The sequence below is a fragment of the Clostridium ihumii AP5 genome, assembly GCF_000612845.1.
Classification (GTDB): domain Bacteria; phylum Bacillota; class Clostridia; order Clostridiales; family Clostridiaceae; genus Clostridium_J; species Clostridium_J ihumii.
The window spans coordinates 402,321-427,593 of record NZ_CCAT010000083.1 but is presented as its reverse complement, the minus strand read 5'-3'; the positions used below and the strand labels follow the sequence as shown (position 1 = coordinate 427,593).

Genomic DNA, 25,273 nt, shown 5'->3' with positions numbered 1-25,273 from the left:
AATTTAATAAAAAATCATTCTTTAAAATTGGAAATCCAATTTTCACATTCACTGTCCACCGTCAATTGTCCATTGTCAATTTTTAAAAATATAGATTAAAACTTAAAATTAAAATTCTCAAATGAAACATGAATAACTTAAAGTTTTAACTTGGATTCCTATATATAAATTGTTAATTATAATTCTAAAAATTTAACTCTAATCTTTATTTCTATATTTTATTTTTAAATAAAAAAATAAAACTTCCTTCCCAGAAAAGGGACGAAAGTTCCGCGTTACCACCCTAATTATATTAATACTAAATATTAATATCACTTAATTATATGTTAGCTCCAAGATAGCTTCAATATATCTCCCAAGAAGTTTTCACCAACCACTTCCTCTCTTAATGCCTCAATATATTTACTAATTCTTATCATCACTTAATATTAAATTTTATATTTTCATTATATTAAAAAAGATTTTTTTGTCAACTACTTTTCACAATATAAAATTATAGATTTAGCTTTTAAATTACACATTTATCAACTAATAGTTATTTATTATTATTGTATTTTAATATAGATATCCTTCTAAATCTTCATATAGAACCTTTGCAGTAACCCATATAGGTATTATTATTATCATACCTAAAACTCCACCTATGTTTCCACCTATTAGTAATAGCATAAGTACTGTTAATGGATGTGCATTTATATTATCTCCTATAATTTTGGGTCCTATTACATCACCTTCTATTTGTTGTATTATAGTTAAAACAATTGCCACATATATTCCACTTTTTATTGACTTTATACTTGCAAGTATAACTATTGGTACTGCTCCTATAAAAGGTCCAAAATACGGTATTATATTAAACATAGCATTTATAAAAGATAATAATAATGGAAATTTAACTCTTAGTATCATCAATGAAATAAATGTTAAAATCCCTATTATTCCACATAATTCGAATTGTGTTATTATGTATCTTTCCAATACTTTATCAACATGTATAATTGCTTTTCTAAACTCTCTTTTACCACCATTAGGTATGAATTTTGCTATTCCATTTAATATTAATTCATCATCACAAAGGAAAAAGTATATCATAGTTGGAGAAATTAAAAAAATTAATATATTCTCACCTATAGATATTATTTTTTCGCCTAAGTTTCCTATGCCTTGGCTTACAATTTCCTGAAGTTTATAATATACATTATTTAAACCTTTAATTACATATTCATTATCACCAAAAGGAATATCTATGTTTTTTGCACTTCCTAAATACCCTTCCAAGTTACTCAATATTTCTGCTAAGTTTTTGCCCTCACTTAGTATACAAGGTATTAATATAGTTAAAATTAGTATTATAAATACTACTATACTTAATAATACTAATAATGCACTTACTTTTTTACTTACTCCTTTTCTAACTAAAAATTTATAATATGGTCTTAAACTATATGAAATTATAAAAGATATCACTATAACTCCAAATAAATCTAAAAATATAGGAATTTTCTTTATTAATATAATTGTAAATATAATTATTAAACCTATAATTATATACTTTATAATTTTTTTACTTACTTCTTTTTTCAAATATATCACCTTCTCCTATACTCAAAAATTTATTTGGTATGCACTCCAAGTTTATTTTTTCTTCAGTAGACATATAAAATAAGTTTTTTTCTCCTAATATTAAATTTTTAGCCAATAGAACTTGTCTTTTTAGAAATAAATTTAAAATATTTGTAGCTATAATAACTCCCTGTATATTCATTTCATCTTCATCAAAAATCAAATCCTTAACTACACCTAATATATTAGAATTCCTATCAATAACATACATTTTATTTATATCTGCAAATCTTAAGCATTTCTCTTTGCTTATCTTTTTTACAACCATATATTTATTAAAATATAAAACATCTTCTTTCATAATATTGAAATTTTTCCCAAATAGTTTGTATGGTGTTATGTCAAACCCAATAACTTTTTTTTCGTGAAAATTTATAAGTATATCTTTTATATATCCAAGTCTCTTTCCATTAATATCAACAACATCCATATATATATAATCTCTAATTTTGCTCAAATTCATCATCTCCATATACAAAAGCGATTTGATTTTGTATATATTATTTACCTATCCTAGTTTATTTAGTCTACAAAAAAGCTATGAATTTAATTAATAAATCTAAATTCATAGCTTTTTTGCAGTTCATATTTCTAAATTATATATTTTAAAGTGTTGTTTATTGAATTAGTCCTGTTATCATTATTGTACATACTGATATTGGTATTAATAAAATTACTATAGGTTTCCACCATCTTTTTATTTGAAATTTTCCTCCACCTACATTACATTCATCCATATATCCTTTGAACTTCCACTCTTTAGCTATATATAATGATATTAAAAGTGCTCCTAATGGCATTAATACACTTCCTGATATATAATCAGCTAAATCAAATAAATTTTTTCCTATTATTTCAACATTACTCCATGGTCCTTGAGATAATATACATGGTATTGATAATACAAATATAACTGCCAAAACTCTCCATACAGTCTTCTTTCTATCTATTTTAAAAACTTCTGATACTGTGCAAGTTATTGCTTCTAAAAATCCTATTCCTGAAGTTATCCCTGCAATTATAACTAAAAAGAAAAATGCACCACCAAATATTCTTCCTCCTGCCATCTTAGAAAATAAATTTGGCATAGTTATAAAGGTTAACCCTGGCCCCTCTGTTGGTGACATTCCAAAAGAAAATATAGCCGGAAATATAACAAGTCCAGCAACTACTGCAATAATAGTATTTACTACCACTATTATTGTTGCATCTCCTGGTAAGTTACTATTGTTCTTATCTAAATAACTGCCATAAACAAAGGATCCTGCAAATCCTATACCTATTGCAAAGAAAGATTGTCCAAGTGCAGCTAGAATTACTTTACCATTTATCTTTGAAAAATTTGGTTTTAGATACCATTTAACACCTTCCATTGCTCCAGGTAACATAAGTGATCTAATTGCTAATATAATTAAAAGCACTAATAATGCTGGCATTAAATATTTACAGCAATTTTCTATTCCATTTTTCAAACCTTTATTTACTATTACCCCTAAAATAACTATCATAATTAATGTGTATACAACTACTTGCCCTGGATTCGATGTAAATGCTGTGTATATACTTGAAATTTCAGTTGCAGTTGTTCCTGTAAATTGTCCAGTTATCATTTTAACAAAATATGCAAGCATCCAACCTATAAGCATTACATAGTATGACATTATTATAGTTGCGGCTGCAACTCCTAACCAACCTATAGCTACCCAGATGCTCCCTTTCTTTGTAAGTTTTCTCATTCCATCTATAGGGTTAAGTTGAGTCTTTCTTCCAAGTCCCATTTCAGCGATAAATAATGGAATTCCAATTATTGCTGATATTATTATATATACTAATAAAAATGCTCCACCCCCATTTACACCTACCATATAAGGAAATCTCCAAACTGCTCCAAGTCCTATCGCAAAACCAGCTGTCGCCATTATAAATCCAAATCGACTTCCCCAATTCTCTCTTTTTTGTTCCATTCATAGCCCCTCCTTCTATTAACTTTAAATTTATAGGCGTATACTTTATTATTTACAATAACTTATTTTCAAGTTTAAACTTATTAACAAAGAATACCCCAGTAATGTTGCTAGTTTTAAAGTGTTTTAATTTGTATTCTCAACCTTAGCCTTTGATTGTAGAAATAATTTCACTCTTAGCCATTAACTATAAATCTATTTATCTATATAATAAGCAACTGATATGCCAACATGAAAAAAAGCTTTATCATATAAATATATTCACACCTTATTAATATTTAAATTCATATTTTACATAAATAAATATAAATGTAAATGTTTAAATTTTGTTTTACATATTTTATTTAATAATTATTTAATAAAGCATTCTAAAATAGAAAAAGAGGCAATAATTGCCTCTTTTTTTGTATAGTGTGAAAAAAATTTCCTATACACTATGAAATTTTTTTCCTATCCTATATTATATTCGTTTATTTTATTACTAAGTTGTCTTCTACTTATCTCTAATCTTCTTGCAGCTTCAGATACATTATTTTTGCATTTTCCTAGAACTTTTTCTATATATTCAGCTTCAAATTCTCTTCGTATTTCTCTTAATGGTCTTACTTCATCATAATCATCTTCTATAAGAATACTACTTTCATTTGGTAAATATTTTGATGTTATGATTCCATTTTGTGTTAGTACAACTAATCTTCTTATTATATTTTTCATTTCTCTTAAATTTCCTGGGTAATTATAATTCATTAAAAAACTCATAACTTTTTCATCAATTTTCTTTATATTCTTATTAAATTCTTTTTCACATTGATTCAAAAAGAATTTAATTAGCATTTCTATATCTTCTTTTCTTTCTCTTAATGGTGGTATTTCTAATACTATAGTACTAATTCTATAAAAGAAATCTTCTCTAAAGTTTCCTTTTCGTATTTCATTGTTTAAATTTTTATTAGTAGCACATATAAGCCTAAAATCAACATTTATTTCTTCATTACTTCCTATTCTTTCAACAGTTCTTTTTTCTAAAACCCTTAATAATTTCACTTGAACATCTAATGATATATCTCCTATTTCATCTAAAAACAAAGTTCCATTGTTAGCACTTTCAAATCTTCCAATTCTTTTATCCAATGCTCCTGTAAAAGCCCCTTTTTCATGCCCAAAAAGTTCTGACTCTAAAAGTGAATCTGAAAATGCACAACAATTTACAGGAATAAAATCTCTTTCTTTCCTATCACTACAATTATGAATATAATTTGCTATAACATCCTTTCCAACACCAGACTCACCTAAAATTAATATATTAACATTACTTTTCGCCGCATTTTTTGCAAGCTCTAATAACTCCAAAAATTTTTTATTATTGGTTTTAAGAATAAATTCACCATCAGTGTCATCTTTAAATTTTTCTTCTACTTTTTTTATTTCATTTATAAGTTCTTCTGGTGGATCACCTTTTATAAAATATGAAAAAGCACCTTTTTTCATTGCTTCAACTGCATTTTGTATACTCCCATATCCAGTTACTAATATTACTTCTATATCATTATCACTTTCTTTTACTTTAGATAACAATTTTATCCCATTCATTTTGTCCATAATCAAATCAGATAATATTAAATTAAATTTTTCATTTTTTATCTTTTTAATTGCTTCTTCACCACTACAAGCCACATCTACACTATAACCATGTTTTTCTATGATTTTTTTTAAAATCATTCTATATTCTTTTTCATCATCAACAATTAAAATTTTCAAAAAACATATTCCCCCAATCATAACTAACATATAGTAAATTTCTTAGTTCATTTTAATATTTTAACTTAAGAGTAAGTTCTATTGCACAAATGTAAATCAACTCTACTTTTATTAATTTTTGAATTCTAATTTAAAAGTAGTTCCAACACATTTTTTACTGTTTATTTTTATATTTCCATTGTTTCTTTTTATTTCATTATAAGTTATATAAAGTCCCAGGCCTGTTCCCTTCCCAATTGGCTTTGTTGTATAAAAAGGATTAAATATTTTTATCATATCATCTTCATCTATTCCACATCCATTATCAGATATATCTATTGACAAAGTTTTATCTTTTTTAATAACACTTATTCTAATCTCACCCTCATATATATTTTTTTTATTTTCATTTATAGCATCAATTGAATTAGATATTAAGTTGATAAATATATGTCTTAATACCTCTTCATTTATATAAAATGTTATATTATCATCACAATCAATTGATACTTTTATATTGTTATTTCTTAAAGTTTTATCTTCTAACAACATTATATCTTCTAAAAAACCCTTAATTTTTAAATTGTTTTTAGCATTTGTAGATATTCGTGCAAAATTAAGTAAATTAGATATTATTTTGCTAGCTCTTTCTATATTATTTTCTATAGCACCTATAAATTCTAAACTCTCCTCATCTTGAATACTGCTTTTTAGAAGATAACAATAATTTCTTATTATTCCCAATGGATTTCTTATTTCATGTGCTACTCCAGATGCTAATTGTCCTATTGCAATCATTTTATTATCCTGAATAATTTCTCTTTCAGCTACTTTCTCCTTTGTTATATCCTTAATTACAATTACTATACTTTCTAAAATATTATCACTATCATCAAAAGGAAATGTATTTATTTTTAATATTTTTTCTTTCAAAAAGTATTCTTTAGAATTTTCAGCCTTTTCTTTGAATGTATTATTTATTATATCTTTAAATATCCATTGATTTACGTTTAAATCCACATTATTATTTTCTATAAATTTATTAAAAGCTCTATTTGCATGTAATATATCATTATTTTTATCTAGTACAATAACTACATCAGTTATACTATCTAATGTATTTCTTAAAGAATTTCTACTATCTGATAACTCCTTAGTTTTTATCTTTATTTGCTTTTTTAATGTATAATTTAAAGTAAAAAAAATATATATCATAATAAATAAAGCATAAATAAATATAAACACAAATCTAACCATGTTATCATTTTTATTTTCATCTAACAAAGCCAAATCTTCACTATACCATTTTGTTTTTACACTTTTAAACATATCATTTTTTCTTAATGAAAATATACCCTTATTTATAATATTCAGTAACTCTCTCTTTTGTTTTGGTATTGAAATTACTACAGGCTTTTTATACACACATTCTTTAAGAAATTCATATTTTTTATTCATGCCTTTATTTTCCATATAATATTTCAATACTGGTTCGTCCCCAATAGCCACATCTGCTCTTCCTTCTTCTAGTGCATTTATAGTATCTTCTAAGTCTTTAGTAAAAACAAATTCTACTTCATTTAAATTTTCTTTTAAGAATTCTACAGCATAATTACTTTTGGGAACTGCTACTTTATATCCTTTTAAATCCTTATAACTTTTTATCCTCCTTAACCTTTTAGGCTTTACAATATTTCCTCTTATAATATAAATAGGATCTGAAAACACAAAGTATTCTTCTCTTTCTTTTGATGGAATTAATCCAAAGCATTTTATTTCATCAACACTACTTTTATTTATATAATTTTGCCACCCATCGTTAACTTCAAATATAATATCTTTACCTATTTCTATAGATAATGCATTCATAAAATCTACTAAAACTCCTTTATACTGTCCTTCTTGACTTTTAAATGCTAATGGATATGAATTTTGATCTGATATATATATTATATTTTTATTTTCATTTAACCAATTTTTTTCTTCATAAGTTATCTTTCTCGATTTCTCTATATACTCAATAAAATTTATATCATAAGCATATTTAGAATATATATTTAATAGAATTATACCTATTAAAATTGAGTAAATGAATCCGACCAATACTATAACCCTATTTTTCAACTAACCACCTCAAAATATATTTTTATATTTAAAAAGAATTCATGATTTAACATGAATTCTTAATTGTCATTCTCCCATTTGTCTTTCCATTTTTCAAAACCATTTTTTTCTCTATAATTATTTATAGCTTTATGTATCGTTTGTTCTGCAAGTACTGAGCAATGAATTTTTTCAGCTGGTAGTCCATCCAATGCTTCAATTACTGATTTATTAGTTAAACTCCATGCTTCCTCTAATGTTTTTCCTTTAATTAGTTCTGTAGCTATACTAGAGGACGCTATTGCTGAGCCACATCCAAAAGTCATAAATTTTACTTTATCTATAACGTTTTCTTTTACTTTTATGTAAATCTTCATAATATCACCACAATTAGCATCTCCTGCTTCACCTATGGCATCTGCATCTGGCATTGTTCCTACATTTCTTGGAGCATAAAAATGTTCTAATACTTTATCGCTATATTCCATTAAAATCATCCCCTAAAAATAAATTGTAAAACTATTTTCAATCTTCTTTTATTATAACATATGGTTGTTAAAATTTAAATTCTGTTTGGCTCAAGTAAAAGTTTAAAATATACATTTCTTATAATAACATTAATAATACTTTATATATTTTTTCTTTAATATACTTGAAAGTTATTTCATTTATTTTCAAAATCCATTTATTACTCAATCAATTAAAGATGCTTATACAAATCAAATATTAGCGTACAATTTGTATAGCAACATAAAGTTAAATATACAATTAATATACTATATAAGTAAAAAATAATAAAATATAAAATTAATTAAGTCACTTGTTTCATTCATATCATAGTCTTGATTATATTGACCTTATTTTCTAATAACTTATATAAAGATGTGTTAAACTAATCAATGTGTAGCAGTCACAACTATTTATATAATATCCTCTAAATTTATTTTTCCCACATTTTAAAGATAAATGTACACATAAATTTTAGAAAAGTTTTTAAAAAAATTAACCAATATATGATTTATTACGATAACTATAGGTATCAATGTAACTAAAAAAGATGATCTATGTTCAATACAGAAATCATCTTATTAATTCTCACTAAATTTTTCCTACCAAAAGTATAATTTAAACCTGAGTAGCTTTTTTGCATGAATAAAATATAAATAATAAACTAATAATTAATAATAAAATTCTATTTATCAAGTAGTAATTAAATGAATTGTAGTATATAAAATTAAATGTACAACCACCTAAAGAAAATATTTTAAAAAAATGACCATTGCTTATGAAATCTATCATGTAAAAACAAGTACATATTAAAATTGATGCAATATTATTTTTAGTATATATCATCATTATTAATGATAAAGAACACATAAATAATAAACTAGGAATATATCTTACACTTAACAATATTAAACTAAAAAAATTTTGGGGTATATTTCTTACATATATAATACTTAAAATAAACTCACTAAAAATAAATATACACATATAAACAAAAAACCGCAAGAATATATTTTTATTAAATTTCATACCATTATAAAAGTAAAGTATTTCATAATTTTTATTAGAAAAGTCTTCCCAAAATACTAATGCAATTATTACACTAGCTAAAAAAGATAGATGATATTCAAATAAAGAATCAAATCCAATTAACATCATACCATTTTTTGTAACATTTAAGTAGTTTGATGGTAAAGGACTTATTATAGATTTTATAAAAAACAAAATTAATATAATCACCGATAATTTCATTTTTTTACCTTTATAATCAAATAAAGAAAATAAATTTAAAAATACACTCTTATTTTTGATGATAAATATATGCATTTTCTAATGTAACACCTCCTTTAGACAAAGATTCTAAAGAATCATATGCATCTGCTATAAATTTCACTTTAATATAATCATTTTCAATTCGTCTTTCTTCTATAATTTTATACATATATTGGAATTTATTTAATTCACTTAAAGTTAATCTTTTTTCAAATATATGTCTAGATGCTATTTTAATGGCGTTATCTGGAGTTCCATCAAAAATAATTTCTCCTTTCTTTAGTATAATCAACTTACTACAATATAATTCAACATCCTCAATTATGTGAGTAGATATAATAATTATTTTATTATTTCCCAATTCTTGAAGATATCGCCTAAATTCTAATCGCTGCTCTGGATCAAGTTCTGCAGTTGGTTCATCTACTATAATTAATTTTGGATCTCCAATTATAGCTTGTGCAATTCCAAGTCTCTTTTTATATCCCCCAGAATATTTTCCTACAGGCTTTTTTATCATTTCATTTAAATTAAATCTATATACAATATCATCTATGTAAGATTTTTTATCATTAACATTAAGATTCTTTACATCATAGACATACGATAAAAAATCATATCCTGTAACCTGTTTAAAAACATCAAAATTTTGTGGCAAATATCCAACATTATCAACAATATATTTACGATTTTTTAATAATTCTATATCATTAAGTAGTACTTGTCCATGAGAAACCTTCTTTAACCCTGACAATATATTCATTAATGTAGTCTTTCCAGCACCATTATTTCCCAATAAAGCAATTACACCATTACCACAATTAAAATTTATATTACTTAAAATATTAGATTGGCCGTAAGAAAATTTAATATCTTTCACTAATAAGTTATTATACATAGTAATCCTCCTAAAAAGTATCATTAAATAATATTGTATCCTCAAAAATTTGAAATTTATAATTAAGATTAACATTCATATTTTCATTCCAAATACATACAATTAACTTTTTAAATTTTCTATTTCTTATTTTTTCTATATCTTCAATCGAAAAATATTGATTATTATTCTCTATATCAGCAACAAATGAATCAAAAATCAAATCAAAATTCTCATCAGAGTATCCCTTTGGAAGAATGTATTCAATATTATCTTTTTTTATCAATTTATAATTCCCTGAAAAAATATTTACACCTTTAGATTTCCCTTTAAATAAATAATAAAAATATTTTTTTTGACTTTTTTTTATAATGTCCAAATTTGAAAATAATTTAGAAGAACTACAAACACCAACTTCAAATTCAACTTCTTCATCATCTTGAATCGATGGATACCAATAAAATGCCTTGCATGGCAAATTATTTGATGTATAACTTGTATAAAATATATTATGATTCATTTCATCTAGAACAAAAATATTTCCTTCATATTTTATTGTTATATCTATTTTATTAGGTATATTCTCAGGTAATTTAATATACAAAATATCTTTTTCATGTAAAAATAAAGCATGTTTAGAACCTATCTGTACAGAAGAAATCTTAAAACTATCATCTAGTAAAAACTTAATCTCCTTATCAGTTTCTTTAATATTTAATTCAATCTTACATGTATTTTTAAGTTTATTTTTTAAACTTAAATTCATTTTATAATTTTCAACATCATAAGTTACATTATCAACTTTATTTAAATTCATATCTACTTTTTTGAAACTATGATTACCACTATGTAAAATTACCCCTTGAAAAAGAATAAAAAATATTGTAATTACAATCAACATCTTATTATTTTTATTAAATTTGTAATAAATTATACAAAGCATAAATACTATACATACTAATATAAATAATTTGTCTAATATATAAAACTTATTAATAATAATGTCTGATATATTATTAGATGCAACACCTACCGAATCTGAAAAAATATTAATAAATTTTGAAAATACATTATTTTTGGTATTTGATATACTGTAACCTGTTATTGGAATATATATACCAATACTCAAAAATATAATAATTTTGTTATCAAATAAAATGCTTAACATAATAGTTAATACAGCTACAAATAAGTTTGATAAAATCCATAAAATTATTAAGTTAAATAATCCCTTTAAATTAAAAATAGAGCACATATATTTACTTTTTAGAGTTAAAATAATACTAGTAGGTATCAAACATGTTAAAATTGATATTTTAATTGTAGTTATCAATATACTTAAGTATTTTCTAAATATATTTATTTCAATATATTCTAAAATTTCATACTTATTTAAAAGTAAATATGAAATATACATTATTGTAAATAAATGCGAGGCAATTAATGCATAACTAATATTATCAATATACGCATTTATAGAAAATTTCAAAGAAAAACTTTGAAATATACTTAAAAAAAATATAATACATATAGTTATAACAAATAAAGGTGTTTTTTTTATAGTTTTAACATAAAATTTATAAGACTTATTTTTCAAAAACTCCAACTCCTTGTCTTAAATAATGGTTTGCATCAATATTGATGCAAACCATTATTTGTTTTAGTGAGTTATTCCTGCTCTACCTTTAGTGCTACTATTATTACCTTGAAAAAGTATATAATAAGATTGAGGTTGTCCATTTTTACTGTACGCACTCGCATTAAATGATTGACTAGGTGATGTTCCACCTCCAGCAGTATATTTAATTTTAGCAACGGTAGCATCTGGTGCACAACTATTTACCTTTTTTGCACTAATAGTCGCACTACCTATCGAAGTATTTCCCCATAAATAATGAGTACCATTTCCTAGTATAGTATAAGCACTTTTAGCATTTGTACCTGTATAATTTCCTGCAACTATATAACCTGCAAAGGCAGTCGAACTAATAAGTGTGCAACAAGCTAAAGCTAATGCTCCTAATTTAATCTTTACTTTTCTTTTAATCATATCAAATCCCCCTTTTATTACTTTTAAAGTAATTTATGTTATTATTATACACAAAGATTATTGTTTTGTAAACATTTTCCTCTAATTTTAGTCATTTTCTCTACAAATCTTTTAATTTTACTTCTAACACAACTTTTTTAGTTTAACTATACTATTTTAAATTTATACTTATATAAACATTAATTTATAGTAAATCCTCCTGTAGCTTTTTTTAGTTTTACTTCTACTACAATTTTATTGGTTCCTTTTTCAATAGGCACTTTTTTGTATCCTTTACTGTTTATAGTTTCAAGTTTATTTCCATTATCATCACTTATAATTACTGTACCATTTCCCTTTTGTAAATTTAAATTGCAATCTATATATTCTGTATTAGAATCAATTTCTATAGTTTTCTTTTTCTTTTTACTACAATTTTCAAATGAAATATAATACTTAAATCCATATCCATCTTTTTCTACTATTTTATTTTCAATTTTAGCTTCACTATTAAATAAACTCTCGCCATTTATAGTACTTTTCATTGATTTCATTTGAATTATAAATATACTAGCAAAAAATAAACTAACAATTATTATTATTGTTAAAATAGCAATTAGTATTTTATTGTTCTTTTTAAATGTTATAGCTTCAAAATTTTTATAATCAATCATAGTTCCACAATATTTACAGTACATACTATCTTCTTCAAGTAATTTACTGCATTTTTCACATCTATACCTGTTTTCTTTTCCTCTTACAATTAAATAAACTAAAAGTCCTAAAAAATTAGGAACAACTATTGTTACTAAACACCATAAAAGTCCATTCATATCTCTACTACGTGCATCTTTATATACCCAAACTCCCATAAGTATATTAATGACAAACATAGTTACTATAGGAATATATGGTATACACATCAAAAAATTAAAATCCATATTATTTAACCCCCTCTTTTTTATAAAATGCAAATATAATTAAAGGCAAAGTCGTCATACAAATAATTCCATTTAAGTTTCCAAGCCATTTAATCATACCTATTAAATCTAAATTTAAACCTATTGATGAATTAGTTATAAATACCAACAATCTAATTGTTCCAATAATAACACTTGCAATTGTTGCTAAAATTATCACTATATTATTTTCCTTTTTATAATTAGTCTCTTTTATATTTTTCAAAACAATTTCCTTAGTTTTTTTTACTAATTCTTCTGGTGCTTCATACATACTTCATTTCCCCCTCTAACATTTCTTTTAATAACTTTTTAGCCATATTAAGTCTATACTTCACAGTTCCTAATGGTATTTTTAGAATTTCTGAAATTTGCTCATAAGAAAAATCTTTATAATAAAATAGGATTATAGGTATCCTATAAATTTCCTTTAAATTAGCTATTCCATTTTGAATTATAGTTTCATCAAATTTTCTAATAACATCGTTGATTGTTTCATCTTCATCAAAACATATATTATTTATAACACTCTCTTTTTCATTATTTGAAAAATAATCTCTTATAATATTTAACCATCTTTTTTCCTTACCATAGTTATTTTTATAAGTGTTTATACAAATAGTATAAATATAATTTCTAATGTTTCTATCATTATTTACTTTATCTAAATTTTTAGCTACCTTAAGCCATGTATCTTGAAATAAATCTTCCGACTTATAAACATCATTAGTAAGTCTCATACATAAGTCATATACCATATCTTTGTAGTCATCAATAAGGTTCTCCATAAACTCCCTTTTGTTCAAAATTTCATCCCCCCTTTCCTCAATTAATTCCCTCTTCATATATACTATACATTTTACACATCTATTTGTTTGAACTTTTCGCCATTATTTTCTATAAATTTATTTTTTCACATATTGACAAACATATTACTATCCATACTTATATCACGATTTTTTTAAATTTAAATTTATATATAAAATAAAAACCTTAAAATAAGTTTTTTCTTATCTTAAGGTTTTTTATTTTATAGTATTTCTTCTATTATTCCACCACCAACTACATAGTTTCCTTTATAGAACACTACTGATTGGCCTTTAGTAATAGCTCTTTGATTTTCTTCAAATACTAATTTTATTTTATTTTCTCCAACTTGAGTTAATTTTGCCTTTGCTGGTCTCGCTGAATATCTGACTTTAGCTGTAACTTCTATTTCACCTTCAACTTTATCAAAAGGTATCAAATTAACATCCTTTGCAATTAAAGTATTTTTAAATATATCTTCTTCATTACCAAGCACTACTTGATTTTTATCTGGAATTATATCTGTTACAAACATTGGTTTTCCAAGTGCTATACCAAGACCTTTTCTTTGTCCAATTGTGTAATACACAATACCTTTATGTTTACCTAAAACATTTCCATCTTTATCAACAAAATTTCCTGGTTTTACTTTTCTACCACTTTTCTTTTCAAGAAATTTACCATGATTATTATCTGGTATAAAACATATTTCTTGTGAATCTTTCTTTCTAAATACTTCTAATCCAATTTTCTCTGCAATTTCTCTTATCTCTGGCTTAGAATATTTTCCACAAGGCATTAATACATGTTTTAACTGTTCTTGAGTTAAATTGTATAATGCATATGTTTGATCTTTCTTATCATCTTCTGATTTTCTAAGTAAATACCTTCCATCTATCTCTTCTACTGTAGCATAATGTCCTGTAGCAACATAATCAGCTCCAATAGCTATAGCTTTCCTTAAAAGCTCTTCAAATTTTATATGTTTATTACACATAATACATGGATTAGGTGTTCTACCATTAAAATACTCGTCAATAAAATTATCTATTACATAGTTTTGAAATGGAGCTTTAAAATTCATAACATAAAATGGTATGTCTAATTTATCTGCTACTCTTCTTGCATCTAATACTGCTGAAAGCGAACAACATCCACCTTCATTTTCTGCATACTCTGGATCATCTGGAGATAATTTCATCATAATTCCTATAACATCATATCCTTGTTCTTTTAAAAGATATGCTGCAACAGAACTATCTACTCCTCCGCTCATTCCAATAACAACTTTTTTCTTCATTATTTTATCACCTATTCTCCGTGAACAACATCATGTAATGCATCATGATCAGTTTCTTTAAAATCCCATGGTTCTAAACCTTGTTTTTCTCTATAATCATTTATAGCTTTATGAATTGCTTCTTCTGCTAATACTGAGCAATGCATTTTTATTGGTGGAAGTCCATCTAATGCTTCTGCAACAGCTTTATTTGTTAAAGTCCAAGCTTCTTCTACAGATTTTCCTTTTATAAGTTCTGTAGCCATACTTGAAGATGCTATAGCTGATCCACATCCAAAAGTTTTGAACTTAGCATCTGTAACTACATCATTTTCTACTTTTAGGTAAACTCTCATTATGTCTCCACATTTTGCGTTTCCTACTTCACCTATTCCACTTGCATTTTCTATTTCTCCAACGTTTCTTGGGTTTGTAAAATGGTCCATTACTTTTTCACTGTATATCATTATTTTCCATCTCCTTTTATAAATTCATCATATAATGGTGACATATCTCTTAATCTTTGTATTATTGTTGGTACTTTTTCAAGAACATAATCTATATCTTCTTCTGTAGTTCCGTCTCCAATTGTTAATCTTAGTGATCCATGAGCTATTTCATGTGGAAGTCCTATTGCTAATAATACATGTGATGGATCTAGTGAACCTGATGTACAAGCACTACCACTTGATGCACATATTCCCATAGCATCTAACATTAGAAGTATTGATTCTCCTTCAATAAATTTAAAACAAACATTTACGTTTCCAGGAAGTCTCTTATCTCCTGTAGGTCCATTTAATCTTGTATGTGGTATTTCTAGTAATCCTTTTATTAATTTTTCTCTTAATGGTAATATTCTACTTTGATGCTTTTCTATATCCTCTGTAGCAAGTTCTATAGCTTTTCCCATTCCAACTATTCCAGCTACATTTTCTGTACCTGCACGTCTTGCTTTTTCTTGTCCTCCACCATGAACTAAATTATGAATTCTTATTCCTTTTCTTATATATAATGCACCTACACCTTTAGGTCCATAAAATTTATGTGATGCTAAAGATAATAAATCAATGTTCATATCTTTTACGTCTACTTTTACATTTCCTACTGCTTGAACTGCATCTGTATGGAAAAATACATTTTTTTCTTTACAAATTGCACCAATTTCTTTTATTGGTTGAATTGAACCAATCTCATTATTTCCAAACATTATTGTAACTAATATTGTCTTATCTGTTATTGCATTTTTTAAGTCTTCTAAGCTTATTATGCCTTCTTCATTAACGTCTAAATATGTAATTTCAAAGCCATGATATTTTTCTAAATACTCACAAGTATGTAATACTGCATGATGTTCTATTTTTGTTGTTATAATATGATTACCTTTATTCTTATGAGCAAATGCTATTCCTTTTATTGCCCAGTTATCAGCTTCTGATCCACCACCTGTAAAATAAATTTCACTTCTATCTGCATTAAGGGCTTTAGCTACTCTGTCACGAGACATATCTATAGCTTTTTTAGTTTCTCTTGAAATTGAGTAAATTGAAGAAGGATTTCCAAAATATTGATTAAAATATGGAATCATCTCTTCTAGAACCTCTGGTTTTGTGTATGTTGTTGCCGCATAGTCCATATAAACAGTTTTTTTATTCATTTTGAATTGTCACTCCTTTGATTTTTGAAATACTTTTGTAATCTTCTACTATATCCTTAAGAGTTATAGACGTTGTAACACTATCTATACTATCTTTAATTTTTTTCCAAACCATTCTTGTTGCACAACAATCAATATTATTACAACAATCACTGTCTAAACAAGTTGATATTTCTATTGGTCCTTCTAAAACTTCTAATACATCATATATTGTAATTTCTTCTGGAGCCTTTCCTAAAACATATCCGCCAGTTGCACCCCTTATACTTTTTATAAGCTTAGCTTTTCTTAAACTAGAAAATAATTGTTCTAGATAATATTCAGATATATTTTGTCTTTCTGATATATTTTTTATAGATATTGGATTTCCTCCATAATTGATAGCTAAGTCTACCATGGCTTTTACACCATATCTTCCTTTTGTAGATAACTTCATTTTTATCACTCCTTAATGTTGAGTGTTTTACTATACTTTGATAATAGCAAATCAGAGTATTCTTGTCAACTATAAATTTTCTTTTATTTATCAAGACTTTAAATGGCTATTTGAAGCTATTTGACTTATAAAACTTTGAAAGTAAAATCTATATTTTTTCCAAATTTAATTGTAAAAATAATTGTTTTTTATGCTTAAATTTCATATATTATTTTTTATTATTACTAAATAAAATCAATAATCTTTTTAATTTATAAATTTATATATTTTTTCTGTTTTATGTAATATACCTTTATATTTTGCCAATAAATCACCTATATTGTGGTTTTTTTTCAAATTATATTGTACCATTTATATTTTTTTTTAATATTATATTTATATAGGGAGATAACCCTCTACATTGAGGAAACCTATATACTTTAAAGAACTTATTATGAATTTTCAAGTTCCTCTTCTATCTAATAAGTCATGAAATAACTTGAAAATCTTTTAAAATAAATAATAAATTCAAAATCAAATATATACAGTAAATAAGATAATTTTAAGTTTTATCTTGTTTCCCTATAATCCTATCTTATTTTAGTTAGGGGGTATAAAATGAATAATAACTATAATCCTTATAGAGATTTAGTAGTTGGAGTTAATGCTAAAGTACCTCTAATAACTGGATATTTAAAGAACTATATAAATTTTGATAATGCAGCAACTACACCACCGCTTCATAAAGTTCTTAATGATATAAATAACTTTTCATCATATTATTCTTCAATCCACCGTGGTGATGGATATAAATCTCAATTATCCACAAAGATATATGATGATAGCAGAGATACTATAAAAAGTTTTTTAAACTGTGATGATGATAGAATGGATGTAATTTTTGTAAAAAATTGTACAGAAGCAATTAACAAATTAGCTAATATTTTAAAAGATTATGAACCTGAAAAAGATGTTATACTATCTACCTTCATGGAACATCATTCTAATGATTTACCTTGGCGAAAATTGTATTCTGTATATTATGTTAATGTAGATGATAATGGCAATTTAGATATAAATGATTTGGAATCTAAACTTATTAAATATAATAATAGAGTTAAGCTTGTTACAGTTACTGGCGCTTCAAATGTTACTGGGCATAAAACACCTATAAATTCAATTGCTAAATTGGTTCACAATTATAATGCTAAAATATTAGTTGATGGAGCTCAACTAATTCCACATTCACCAGTGAATTTGATGCCTTATGATAGTTTAGAGCATATAGATTTTGCAGCATTTTCTGGTCATAAATTCTATGCACCATTTGGAAGTGGTGCATTAATAGGACCTAAGGATATCTTATCTTGTTGTTCTCCTGATTACGTAGGTGGCGGTACTATTGATTTTGTTACACATGATTTTGTAATTTGGGCCGATTCACCCGATAAATACGAAGCAGGAACACCGAATGTTTTAGGTTCAATCGCTATTGTATCAGCTATTGAAACATTATCTGATTGTGGTATGAAAAATATCGAAAACTATGAAAGGTATTTAACTAAATATGCAACACTAAATATGCTTAAAATTCCAAATGTAATTCTTTATGGTGATTATTTAAATTTTAATAATAAAGTAAGTATAATACCTTTTAATATTAATGGTCTTCATCATAAACTTGTATCCAAAGTCCTCTCTTTAGAATTTGGTATAGGTGTCAGAAGTGGTTGTTTTTGTGCACAACCTTATATGCAAAAACTTTTAAATATTTCTCAAAGTGAAATTATGAAAAATTTAACATTACCAAAGGAAAAATATCCAGGAACCTTAAGAATTAGTTTTGGTATGTACAATACTATATCTGAAATAAATGAATTAATCTTTGCACTTAATAAAATAGCAACTAATAGAAAATACTATCTAGATAAATATTCCGAAATAGATTCCTCTATTTTATTTGATTAATAAATAACTTTACTATTAAATATAAATTTATATATGTAAAAAATTTTAAAGCTTTCTATAAATTAATAGAAAGCTTTTTTAATTTCACAATATATACTAAATTTTTTATTGCATAATGTTTTTTATTTGATTTCTGCCATTTTTTTTATAATGAAATTTTCGCAATATTAATTTATAATATTATTTAGTGAAAATTCAAGCTTATTTAGATATACTTTTGTAACTTTTATTAATAAATTTATAATATAATATTAATTACATACATTGTAAGTTTTATATATTTAAAACATTAATTTAAATTACTATTTTTATTGATGAATTACACTTAGCAATGAATGTGAAATTATTTTTTATTTAAAAATATATTAAATTTTAAAAATGAATAATTTATATTACAAATTTGGAATCATATAATTAAAATTAATTTTAAAAGAGGTATCAATAATGAATATAATGGCACATTTATCTTTGGCATCAAAATTTAGACCTATATTGGAAGAAAAATTAGATATAAAGATAAAACCTTTAAGTTTTTTATACGGCAATATTAGACCTGATATAAAGAAAACAAAAATAATGAAATATCATGTAAATCACTACTGCTTAGAGCATATAAATAGATTAACTAATAATATATATTCTGATATAGAAAATGATAATCTTACTTATAATAAATTTGTAATTGAACTTGGTTCTATATTTCATTTCATATGTGATTATTTCTGTTTACCTCATAACGAATATTATAAAGGAAGCAGGTCTCAACATCATATTTATGAACAAAATGAAGTTTTTTATATTAAAAAAAATGCAGATAAAATTTTAGAAAATTTACTAAATTTTCAGTATGATTTTACTTCTTCAGAAGATGTTTTAAGCGCTATTAAAAGTTTGCATGATGATTATGCAAGTGATACATCTTTAGATAATGATTTTGAAAAGGATGTTGTATATTCCTCTAAAGCTTGTCTTCTAGTTGGTGAATGTATTTTAAAAGCATACTCTAAGAAATGTAACAGTCGTCATATAATATTTAAAAATGCTTAAACTTATAAATATAAAAGATGAATGATAATTATCATTCATCTTTTATATTGTCATACTTTTTATAATACTTTGTAATATAATTAGATGTCATAGATTGCAATAAACATGAATATTTTATGTTAAATTCAATTATATCACCTATTTTATATTCCTTATCACTTTCTGTAATATCTAATATTAAATGGTCACTACTTGCACCTAATAACCTTATCTTCTCATCTTCAAGAATTAAGCCATCTATATTAATATCTTGTCTTCCAATTGCAACTATGGCTCTTTTCATAACACCTAGATCTTTAAACGTAGGCACTTCACCAAATGCATTTAATCCAATTTTCCCCTTTGGAACTGATGGTTTATTTTTTATTTCAACAATTTCAGCTTTTAACTTAAATGCTGTTTGAGATGTTCCATCTATAACATTTCCAAAAGCTGTTTCATTACCTAAAAGTATTCCTTCTCCTATTCTTAGTTGAGTTATACCCTTTGGTATTTCACCATTTATAACCATATATAAACTACTGGAGTTTCCACCTGACACTATTGGTATTTGAATATTAAATACATTTTCAACACGCTCTTTAAGTTTTATAAGCTTCCCTAAATTATCTTTATCTGGTATTACTCCACCATAACAAGTTAAATTTGTTCCAAGTCCTACTAATTCTATATTAGGCAGTTTCAACACTTCTTTTACTACATCTAAAAGATCAAGTTCCAAAATACCTTCTCTTAAATCTCCTAAATCAATCATAAGTATTATCTTATGAATTTTTTTAGCTTTCTTTGCTACTTTAGATAATTTTTTTATAACTTCCAATTCTGAGTTTAAACTTATATCTGAATACTTTATTACATTATTAACATCACTTTCCATTGGTATTCTTACTAAATATTTTGTACAATTAAAATTTTGTGCTGGCTTAAGATTTTGTATTCTAGAATCACCTACACTTTTTATACCAGAATCTATAATTGCTTTTATTATTGGCTTTTCAGCACAAAATCCTTTAGTTATAGCTACAACTTCTATATTTTTATCATCACAAAGTTTCTTTATAATACTACAATTATTTTTTATCTTTGCTAAATCTATTTCTATGCAAGGATATATTCTTTTCATATTTCCAAACTCCTATTTAAAAGCTTAATCGCTAAAGTTTTATCTTCTTTAGATAATACTCCAGCAAGAGCCATTATATATAAATTATCTAATAATACTTTTGCATCATCTTTAGGGTACATAGTTAAATCACTACCAATATACTTAATTTTTTCTAAAATTGTCTTTCCATTAGGTAATTTAGTGAGTGCACCACCTGTGCCTACTATATATTTTACCTTTGATAAATCTTTTCCATATGCCAAAAAATTTTTTCCACTTCCATAGGAGCGTTTAATTACACCTACATGTCTTTTAAAGGCAATATTAACGGCTTTGTCTCTTAATACTTCACTCCATTTTTTTTCTATCTCATTACTAGGTATAGGCTTTATATATTTTAATATTTCTTCTCTACTCATACCATTTAATTCTTCATTGCTCATTAATTCTAATATATTTAAACTATTTATATAAACGCCTAAGTCACCTTCTACTGTTCTCTTTGCTTTAGGTTCTGGAATAACTAACATATCTAATATTTCTGAGGATCCTTCTGTTACTGAATGTACATCTGTCGTCGCTCCCCCTACATCAATAACCACTACATCACCTATTTCTTCATATAAAAGTTTAGTAGCTTCCATAACTGCACCTGGAGTTGTCATAATTGTTCCATCTACCATTTCCTTTATTTTTTCCATGCCTGGTGCTTTAACAATATTATTTTCAAATGCTTTTTGTATTACTTTTCTCGCAGGCTCTACATTAATTTCATCAACCCTTGGATAAACATTTTCTATAATATATAATTCTTGTCCCTTAAAAATTTCCTTTACTTCATCTATATTTGCAACATTCCCACAATAAACTATAGGTATTTTTAAACCTTCTTTGCTTATAACTTCTGAATTATATAAAGCTGTATCTCTTTCACCATAATCTGTTCCACCAGCAATCATAATTAAATTTGGATTTATCTCTTTTATTCTTTTTAAATCACCTTTTCTTAATTTTCCTGCTGTCACCATTTTTATTATTCCACCTGCACCTAATGCTGCTTCTCTTCCTGCTTTTACAGTCATATCTTCTACTAAGCCATGAACTGTTATTTTAAGCCCTCCAGCAGCACTACTAGTAGCTAACATTTTTTTATACGTTAGCTTACTTCCTATATTTTCTTCAATTTCTCTAATAGCATTTTTTAATCCTATTGTAACATCTCCATCTAGCACTGTTGTAAAAGCTTTTCCTTGCCCTACTATTTCTGCACCATTTTTAAAATCTAATGCCGTTACTAATGTAGTAGTACTTCCTATCTCTGCAACCAAATAATCTACATTCATCATTTTTCACCTCCCTATAAAAAATTTCAAATTTAAAGTTATTTTCTTCTCATTAATGTTTCTATTATGAATGATGCTACATTATTTCCATGAGTACCTCTTCCAAATCCAGCATCCATTCCATGTGCTTTAGCTATTTCATCAGTAACTTGTGTACCACCTGAAACTAATATAAACTTATCTCTTACGCCTTTTTCAACACATAAATCATGAATTTTTTGCATGTTCTTTGTATGAACATCATTATGAGTTATTATTGTACTAGCTACTATTGCATCTGCTTTCGTTTCTATTGCAGCATCAATTAATTTTTCTACTGGACAAGATGTTCCAAGATAAACACATTCTATTCCATATTTCTCCATACCGCCATGTTTTATATCTATTATTTCTCTTAAACCAACAGAATGTTCATCTTCACCTACTGTTGCTGCAACTATCTTAACTGGGTTTTCCTTAACATATTCTCTCATAATATCGTCACTTAAAAGTTCTTTTTTCTCTGGAACTTTTAGCTCATTCTTTTTAATCTTAAAGTTTACCCTTCCTTTTATTTCAACTAAAGTTCCCTCAGCATCTTGCATTATTTGCTTATGAATAACTTCAACATCACTTAAATTCATATTTTTGCCCATTTCTAATGCAGCTGCTTCAGCTATACGTTCTTCTTCTGGTATAAATAATGTTACAGATACATATCCATCATTTTTCCATTCTACTTCTGGAACTATAGTTCCATCATCTTTAACTCTCTCCATTCTTTTATATACATTATCTTCATCATCTAATTCATCTATATATTGAATTTTTTCATGTTTACAAAGTGTGCATCCATTTATAGCATCACAAGGGTTTTCATATTCTTTTGGAATATTATTGTATCCAAAATGTGCACATACTGGAGCAAAATAATCTTCATCTCTTTCCACTATTGTATCTACACCAATTCCTCCTTGAATTTTTCTTGCAATTCCATCTCCATTTCTTGCTGGATATTCTCCTGAATCTACAAAAAAGCCTTTTTCAACAGCCTCAAAATATCCACCATTCTCTAAAATTTCTTCTAAGAAAAGAACCGCTCTTTCTTTTAATTCTCTGGATTTATATCTTAAATATCCATCCTTTTTAAGTTCAACCATTTCCATTAAGCCATCCATACCTATAAGTGCTTGTTTAGCAGTATTTACAGCATGAATATTATTATAATGCCAAGGCACATTTCTTCCCTCATCTGGTGTTATTGTACTTTGAATATCCACAGATGTAAGCTTTGATAATAATAAATTTAATGCATGAGTAACAGTTGCTTCTCTTGTACATGAATCCATATACTTAGTATTCATTTGAGCTCTCATTTTATAGTTTCTAAATAACTCTCTAAGTGCTACAGCATATGGTAAATCATATTTTAAGCATGGAGCTGGAGGTGCTGTTGGAGGAACTGTAGAAAGTGCTATATTTTCACTTTTTATACCTATCATTTCAGAAAATTTTGAATTTATAGCATGTTGCACCATTAATTCAGGCATTACATTATATCCTTTCATAGCTGTTGCATTTGCATTATGTGCTCCATCAATTTGCAATATTCCAGCCCATGCCATAAGTTTTTTAGCTACAGCTGCATCCACAAATGAACGCACCATATTTATATTTCTATATAAAACATTATATTGAGGATCTTGATGTGCCCCATTTACACCTTCTTCAGCAAACATTACTGCTATATCAGGACCTGCAACTCCAGATACATATGAGTGGAAATTTATTGGTCTTCCAACTTCTTCTTCTATAAAATCTAACGCTTTTCTTGTTGCTCTAACCTCTTTCCTTGTTATAGGAACTCCACCTATTCCTTCTGGTGTACCTTCAATCAATCCATCATAGTGACTTTGACCTGCTGTCCTTATAACCATAATATGGTCTGCACCATGCCAAGCTGCCATTCTCATTCTTCTTATATCATCTTCAAATCTACCTGATGCTATTTCTGATGTTATTACTGGTATCGGTTGTGGATCTATACTATTAAAACTTCTGGAGGATGGTAGACTTCTACTATTGTTTAATGGCATTGAAATTTCATCATATTTAAATTCACCTACTGGCATTTCATACTTTTCTCTCCAATGCCAACCTCTTCTTTTAGGTGTGTATTTATCTAAATCTTTTAATATTTCTTCTACATTTATTTTTTCATTTCTTTCTAACAATTTTTATCCCCCCTAAAAATTTCTATTACTTCATTCCATCCAGTTCCTTCACTTAAAATTTTTCCAGCCTCTAAATAATCTATATTATTTTTCTTTGCATATTTCACAACAACATTTCCCATACCTTTAGATAACAAATTTAATTTAGCTCCTTCATTGGTTATTTTAGAAGCCTCTAAACTTGAAAATCCCATTCTCAAAAGTACTGAACGTTCTATTGATGGAGATGTGTTTTTATAAGCTAAATCTATAAGCGGACTTACTATTTCCTCTGTTAACTCCCAAAATCTATTATATAATTCTTCATCACTTAAATTACTTAAATGTTTTCTTCTTACCTCAAAATCATCTTCTCTTTTCAATGCCAT

22 protein-coding genes and 1 other annotated feature are annotated in these 25,273 nt (G+C 25.9%); of the genes, 2 read left to right on the top strand and 20 right to left on the bottom strand.

Annotation, left to right across the window (positions count from 1 at the left end; all coding sequences use genetic code 11):
• Positions 1-254 precede the first annotated feature (254 nt).
• Positions 255-428: a binding site (T-box leader), on the bottom strand.
• A gap of 127 nt (positions 429-555) precedes the next feature.
• The 16 genes from BN346_RS17650 to BN346_RS17570 all read right to left on the bottom strand — a co-directional run bounded on the left by BN346_RS17650 (position 556) and on the right by BN346_RS17570 (position 17,250).
• Entirely contained in the window at positions 556-1,584 is a 1,029-nt protein-coding gene (locus tag BN346_RS17650; protein ID WP_051540484.1) for an AI-2E family transporter, read from the bottom strand.
• A complete protein-coding gene (locus BN346_RS17645; protein ID WP_051540483.1) occupies positions 1,565-2,080 on the bottom strand; it encodes a PRC-barrel domain-containing protein in 516 nt (171 codons plus the stop codon). Before BN346_RS17645 ends, BN346_RS17650 begins: the two co-directional genes overlap by 20 nt.
• A 160-nt stretch (positions 2,081-2,240) precedes the next feature.
• Positions 2,241-3,587, bottom strand: a complete 1,347-nt coding sequence (locus BN346_RS17640; RefSeq protein WP_040330301.1) for a sodium-dependent transporter — start codon at positions 3,585-3,587, stop codon at positions 2,241-2,243.
• A gap of 450 nt (positions 3,588-4,037) precedes the next feature.
• On the bottom strand, positions 4,038-5,345 hold the full coding sequence (locus BN346_RS17635) for a sigma-54-dependent transcriptional regulator (protein WP_242838450.1): 1,308 nt from the start codon (positions 5,343-5,345) through the stop codon (positions 4,038-4,040).
• A 111-nt stretch (positions 5,346-5,456) separates the two neighbouring features.
• A complete protein-coding gene (locus BN346_RS17630) occupies positions 5,457-7,448 on the bottom strand; it encodes an ATP-binding protein (RefSeq protein WP_040330300.1) in 1,992 nt (663 codons plus the stop codon).
• A gap of 59 nt (positions 7,449-7,507) precedes the next feature.
• The gene (nifU, locus tag BN346_RS17625) at positions 7,508-7,915 is read right to left on the bottom strand and encodes a Fe-S cluster assembly scaffold protein NifU (protein ID WP_040330299.1); all 408 of its coding nucleotides are present in this window, start codon (positions 7,913-7,915) and stop codon (positions 7,508-7,510) included.
• A 1,319-nt stretch (positions 7,916-9,234) separates the two neighbouring features.
• On the bottom strand, positions 9,235-10,104 hold the full coding sequence (locus BN346_RS17615) for an ATP-binding cassette domain-containing protein (protein ID WP_040330296.1): 870 nt from the start codon (positions 10,102-10,104) through the stop codon (positions 9,235-9,237).
• A 10-nt stretch (positions 10,105-10,114) separates the two neighbouring features.
• Entirely contained in the window at positions 10,115-11,680 is a 1,566-nt protein-coding gene (locus BN346_RS17610) for a hypothetical protein (RefSeq protein ID WP_040330295.1), read from the bottom strand.
• Between the two features lie 63 nt (positions 11,681-11,743).
• Entirely contained in the window at positions 11,744-12,133 is a 390-nt protein-coding gene (locus BN346_RS17605) for a hypothetical protein (RefSeq protein ID WP_040330294.1), read from the bottom strand.
• 179 nt (positions 12,134-12,312) lie between these two features.
• Entirely contained in the window at positions 12,313-13,053 is a 741-nt protein-coding gene (locus BN346_RS17600; RefSeq protein ID WP_040330292.1) for a PLD nuclease N-terminal domain-containing protein, read from the bottom strand.
• 1 nt (position 13,054) lies between these two features.
• Positions 13,055-13,345, bottom strand: a complete 291-nt coding sequence (locus BN346_RS17595; RefSeq protein ID WP_040330291.1) for a hypothetical protein — start codon at positions 13,343-13,345, stop codon at positions 13,055-13,057.
• On the bottom strand, positions 13,338-13,877 hold the full coding sequence (locus BN346_RS17590; protein WP_051540482.1) for a sigma-70 family RNA polymerase sigma factor: 540 nt from the start codon (positions 13,875-13,877) through the stop codon (positions 13,338-13,340). The genes BN346_RS17595 and BN346_RS17590 overlap by 8 nt, the downstream gene beginning before the upstream one ends.
• 224 nt (positions 13,878-14,101) lie before the next feature.
• Positions 14,102-15,178, bottom strand: coding sequence for a tRNA 2-thiouridine(34) synthase MnmA (gene mnmA / locus BN346_RS17585; RefSeq protein ID WP_040330290.1), 1,077 nt, complete (start codon positions 15,176-15,178; stop codon positions 14,102-14,104).
• Between the two features lie 11 nt (positions 15,179-15,189).
• On the bottom strand, positions 15,190-15,624 hold the full coding sequence (gene nifU / locus BN346_RS17580) for a Fe-S cluster assembly scaffold protein NifU (RefSeq protein WP_040330288.1): 435 nt from the start codon (positions 15,622-15,624) through the stop codon (positions 15,190-15,192).
• On the bottom strand, positions 15,624-16,814 hold the full coding sequence (gene nifS / locus BN346_RS17575; RefSeq protein ID WP_040330287.1) for a cysteine desulfurase NifS: 1,191 nt from the start codon (positions 16,812-16,814) through the stop codon (positions 15,624-15,626). The genes nifU (BN346_RS17580) and nifS overlap by 1 nt, the downstream gene beginning before the upstream one ends.
• The gene (locus tag BN346_RS17570) at positions 16,807-17,250 is read right to left on the bottom strand and encodes an RrF2 family transcriptional regulator (protein ID WP_040330286.1); all 444 of its coding nucleotides are present in this window, start codon (positions 17,248-17,250) and stop codon (positions 16,807-16,809) included. The genes nifS and BN346_RS17570 overlap by 8 nt, the downstream gene beginning before the upstream one ends.
• A 597-nt stretch (positions 17,251-17,847) precedes the next feature.
• On the opposite strand from BN346_RS17570, the gene BN346_RS17565 reads away from it, so the two are divergent.
• Both BN346_RS17565 and BN346_RS17560 read left to right on the top strand, forming a co-directional pair.
• Complete coding sequence (locus BN346_RS17565; RefSeq protein ID WP_040330285.1) at positions 17,848-19,197, top strand: aminotransferase class V-fold PLP-dependent enzyme; 1,350 nt, start codon at positions 17,848-17,850, stop codon at positions 19,195-19,197.
• 444 nt (positions 19,198-19,641) lie between these two features.
• Entirely contained in the window at positions 19,642-20,244 is a 603-nt protein-coding gene (locus tag BN346_RS17560; protein WP_040330283.1) for a zinc dependent phospholipase C family protein, read from the top strand.
• 31 nt (positions 20,245-20,275) lie between these two features.
• Here BN346_RS17560 and orr read toward each other — a convergent pair whose 3' ends face one another.
• From orr to BN346_RS17540, 4 genes are read right to left on the bottom strand one after another with little or no spacing between them, the layout of a single operon-like run.
• Positions 20,276-21,367 carry an ornithine racemase Orr gene (gene orr / locus BN346_RS17555; protein ID WP_081771055.1) on the bottom strand — a complete coding sequence of 364 codons (1,092 nt, stop codon included), beginning with the start codon at positions 21,365-21,367 and terminating at the stop codon, positions 20,276-20,278.
• Complete coding sequence (locus BN346_RS17550; protein WP_341350026.1) at positions 21,364-22,695, bottom strand: GlmL-related ornithine degradation protein; 1,332 nt, start codon at positions 22,693-22,695, stop codon at positions 21,364-21,366. The genes orr and BN346_RS17550 overlap by 4 nt, the downstream gene beginning before the upstream one ends.
• 35 nt (positions 22,696-22,730) lie before the next feature.
• The gene (gene oraE / locus BN346_RS17545) at positions 22,731-24,905 is read right to left on the bottom strand and encodes a D-ornithine 4,5-aminomutase subunit OraE (RefSeq protein WP_040330281.1); all 2,175 of its coding nucleotides are present in this window, start codon (positions 24,903-24,905) and stop codon (positions 22,731-22,733) included.
• A complete protein-coding gene (locus BN346_RS17540; RefSeq protein WP_341350025.1) occupies positions 24,899-25,273 on the bottom strand; it encodes an ornithine aminomutase subunit alpha in 375 nt (124 codons plus the stop codon). The genes oraE and BN346_RS17540 overlap by 7 nt, the downstream gene beginning before the upstream one ends.

Bases quoted from the DNA above. Each gene is read 5' to 3' on its own strand.
- BN346_RS17540 (WP_341350025.1), bottom strand. From the start codon at position 25,273: ATGGCATTGAAAAGAGAAGATGATTTTGAGGTAAGAAGAAAACATTTA.
- BN346_RS17640 (WP_040330301.1), bottom strand. From the start codon at position 3,587: ATGGAACAAAAAAGAGAGAATTGGGGAAGTCGATTTGGATTTATAATG.
- BN346_RS17565 (WP_040330285.1), top strand. From the start codon at position 17,848: ATGAATAATAACTATAATCCTTATAGAGATTTAGTAGTTGGAGTTAAT.
- BN346_RS17605 (WP_040330294.1), bottom strand. From the start codon at position 12,133: ATGATTAAAAGAAAAGTAAAGATTAAATTAGGAGCATTAGCTTTAGCT.
- BN346_RS17560 (WP_040330283.1), top strand. From the start codon at position 19,642: ATGAATATAATGGCACATTTATCTTTGGCATCAAAATTTAGACCTATA.
- orr (WP_081771055.1), bottom strand. From the start codon at position 21,367: ATGAAAAGAATATATCCTTGCATAGAAATAGATTTAGCAAAGATAAAA.
- nifS (WP_040330287.1), bottom strand. From the start codon at position 16,814: ATGAATAAAAAAACTGTTTATATGGACTATGCGGCAACAACATACACA.
- nifU (WP_040330299.1), bottom strand. From the start codon at position 7,915: ATGGAATATAGCGATAAAGTATTAGAACATTTTTATGCTCCAAGAAAT.
- BN346_RS17615 (WP_040330296.1), bottom strand. From the start codon at position 10,104: ATGTATAATAACTTATTAGTGAAAGATATTAAATTTTCTTACGGCCAA.
- BN346_RS17570 (WP_040330286.1), bottom strand. From the start codon at position 17,250: ATGAAGTTATCTACAAAAGGAAGATATGGTGTAAAAGCCATGGTAGAC.
- BN346_RS17600 (WP_040330292.1), bottom strand. From the start codon at position 13,053: ATGGATTTTAATTTTTTGATGTGTATACCATATATTCCTATAGTAACT.
- BN346_RS17595 (WP_040330291.1), bottom strand. From the start codon at position 13,345: ATGTATGAAGCACCAGAAGAATTAGTAAAAAAAACTAAGGAAATTGTT.
- nifU (WP_040330288.1), bottom strand. From the start codon at position 15,624: ATGATATACAGTGAAAAAGTAATGGACCATTTTACAAACCCAAGAAAC.
- mnmA (WP_040330290.1), bottom strand. From the start codon at position 15,178: ATGAAGAAAAAAGTTGTTATTGGAATGAGCGGAGGAGTAGATAGTTCT.
- BN346_RS17550 (WP_341350026.1), bottom strand. From the start codon at position 22,695: ATGATGAATGTAGATTATTTGGTTGCAGAGATAGGAAGTACTACTACA.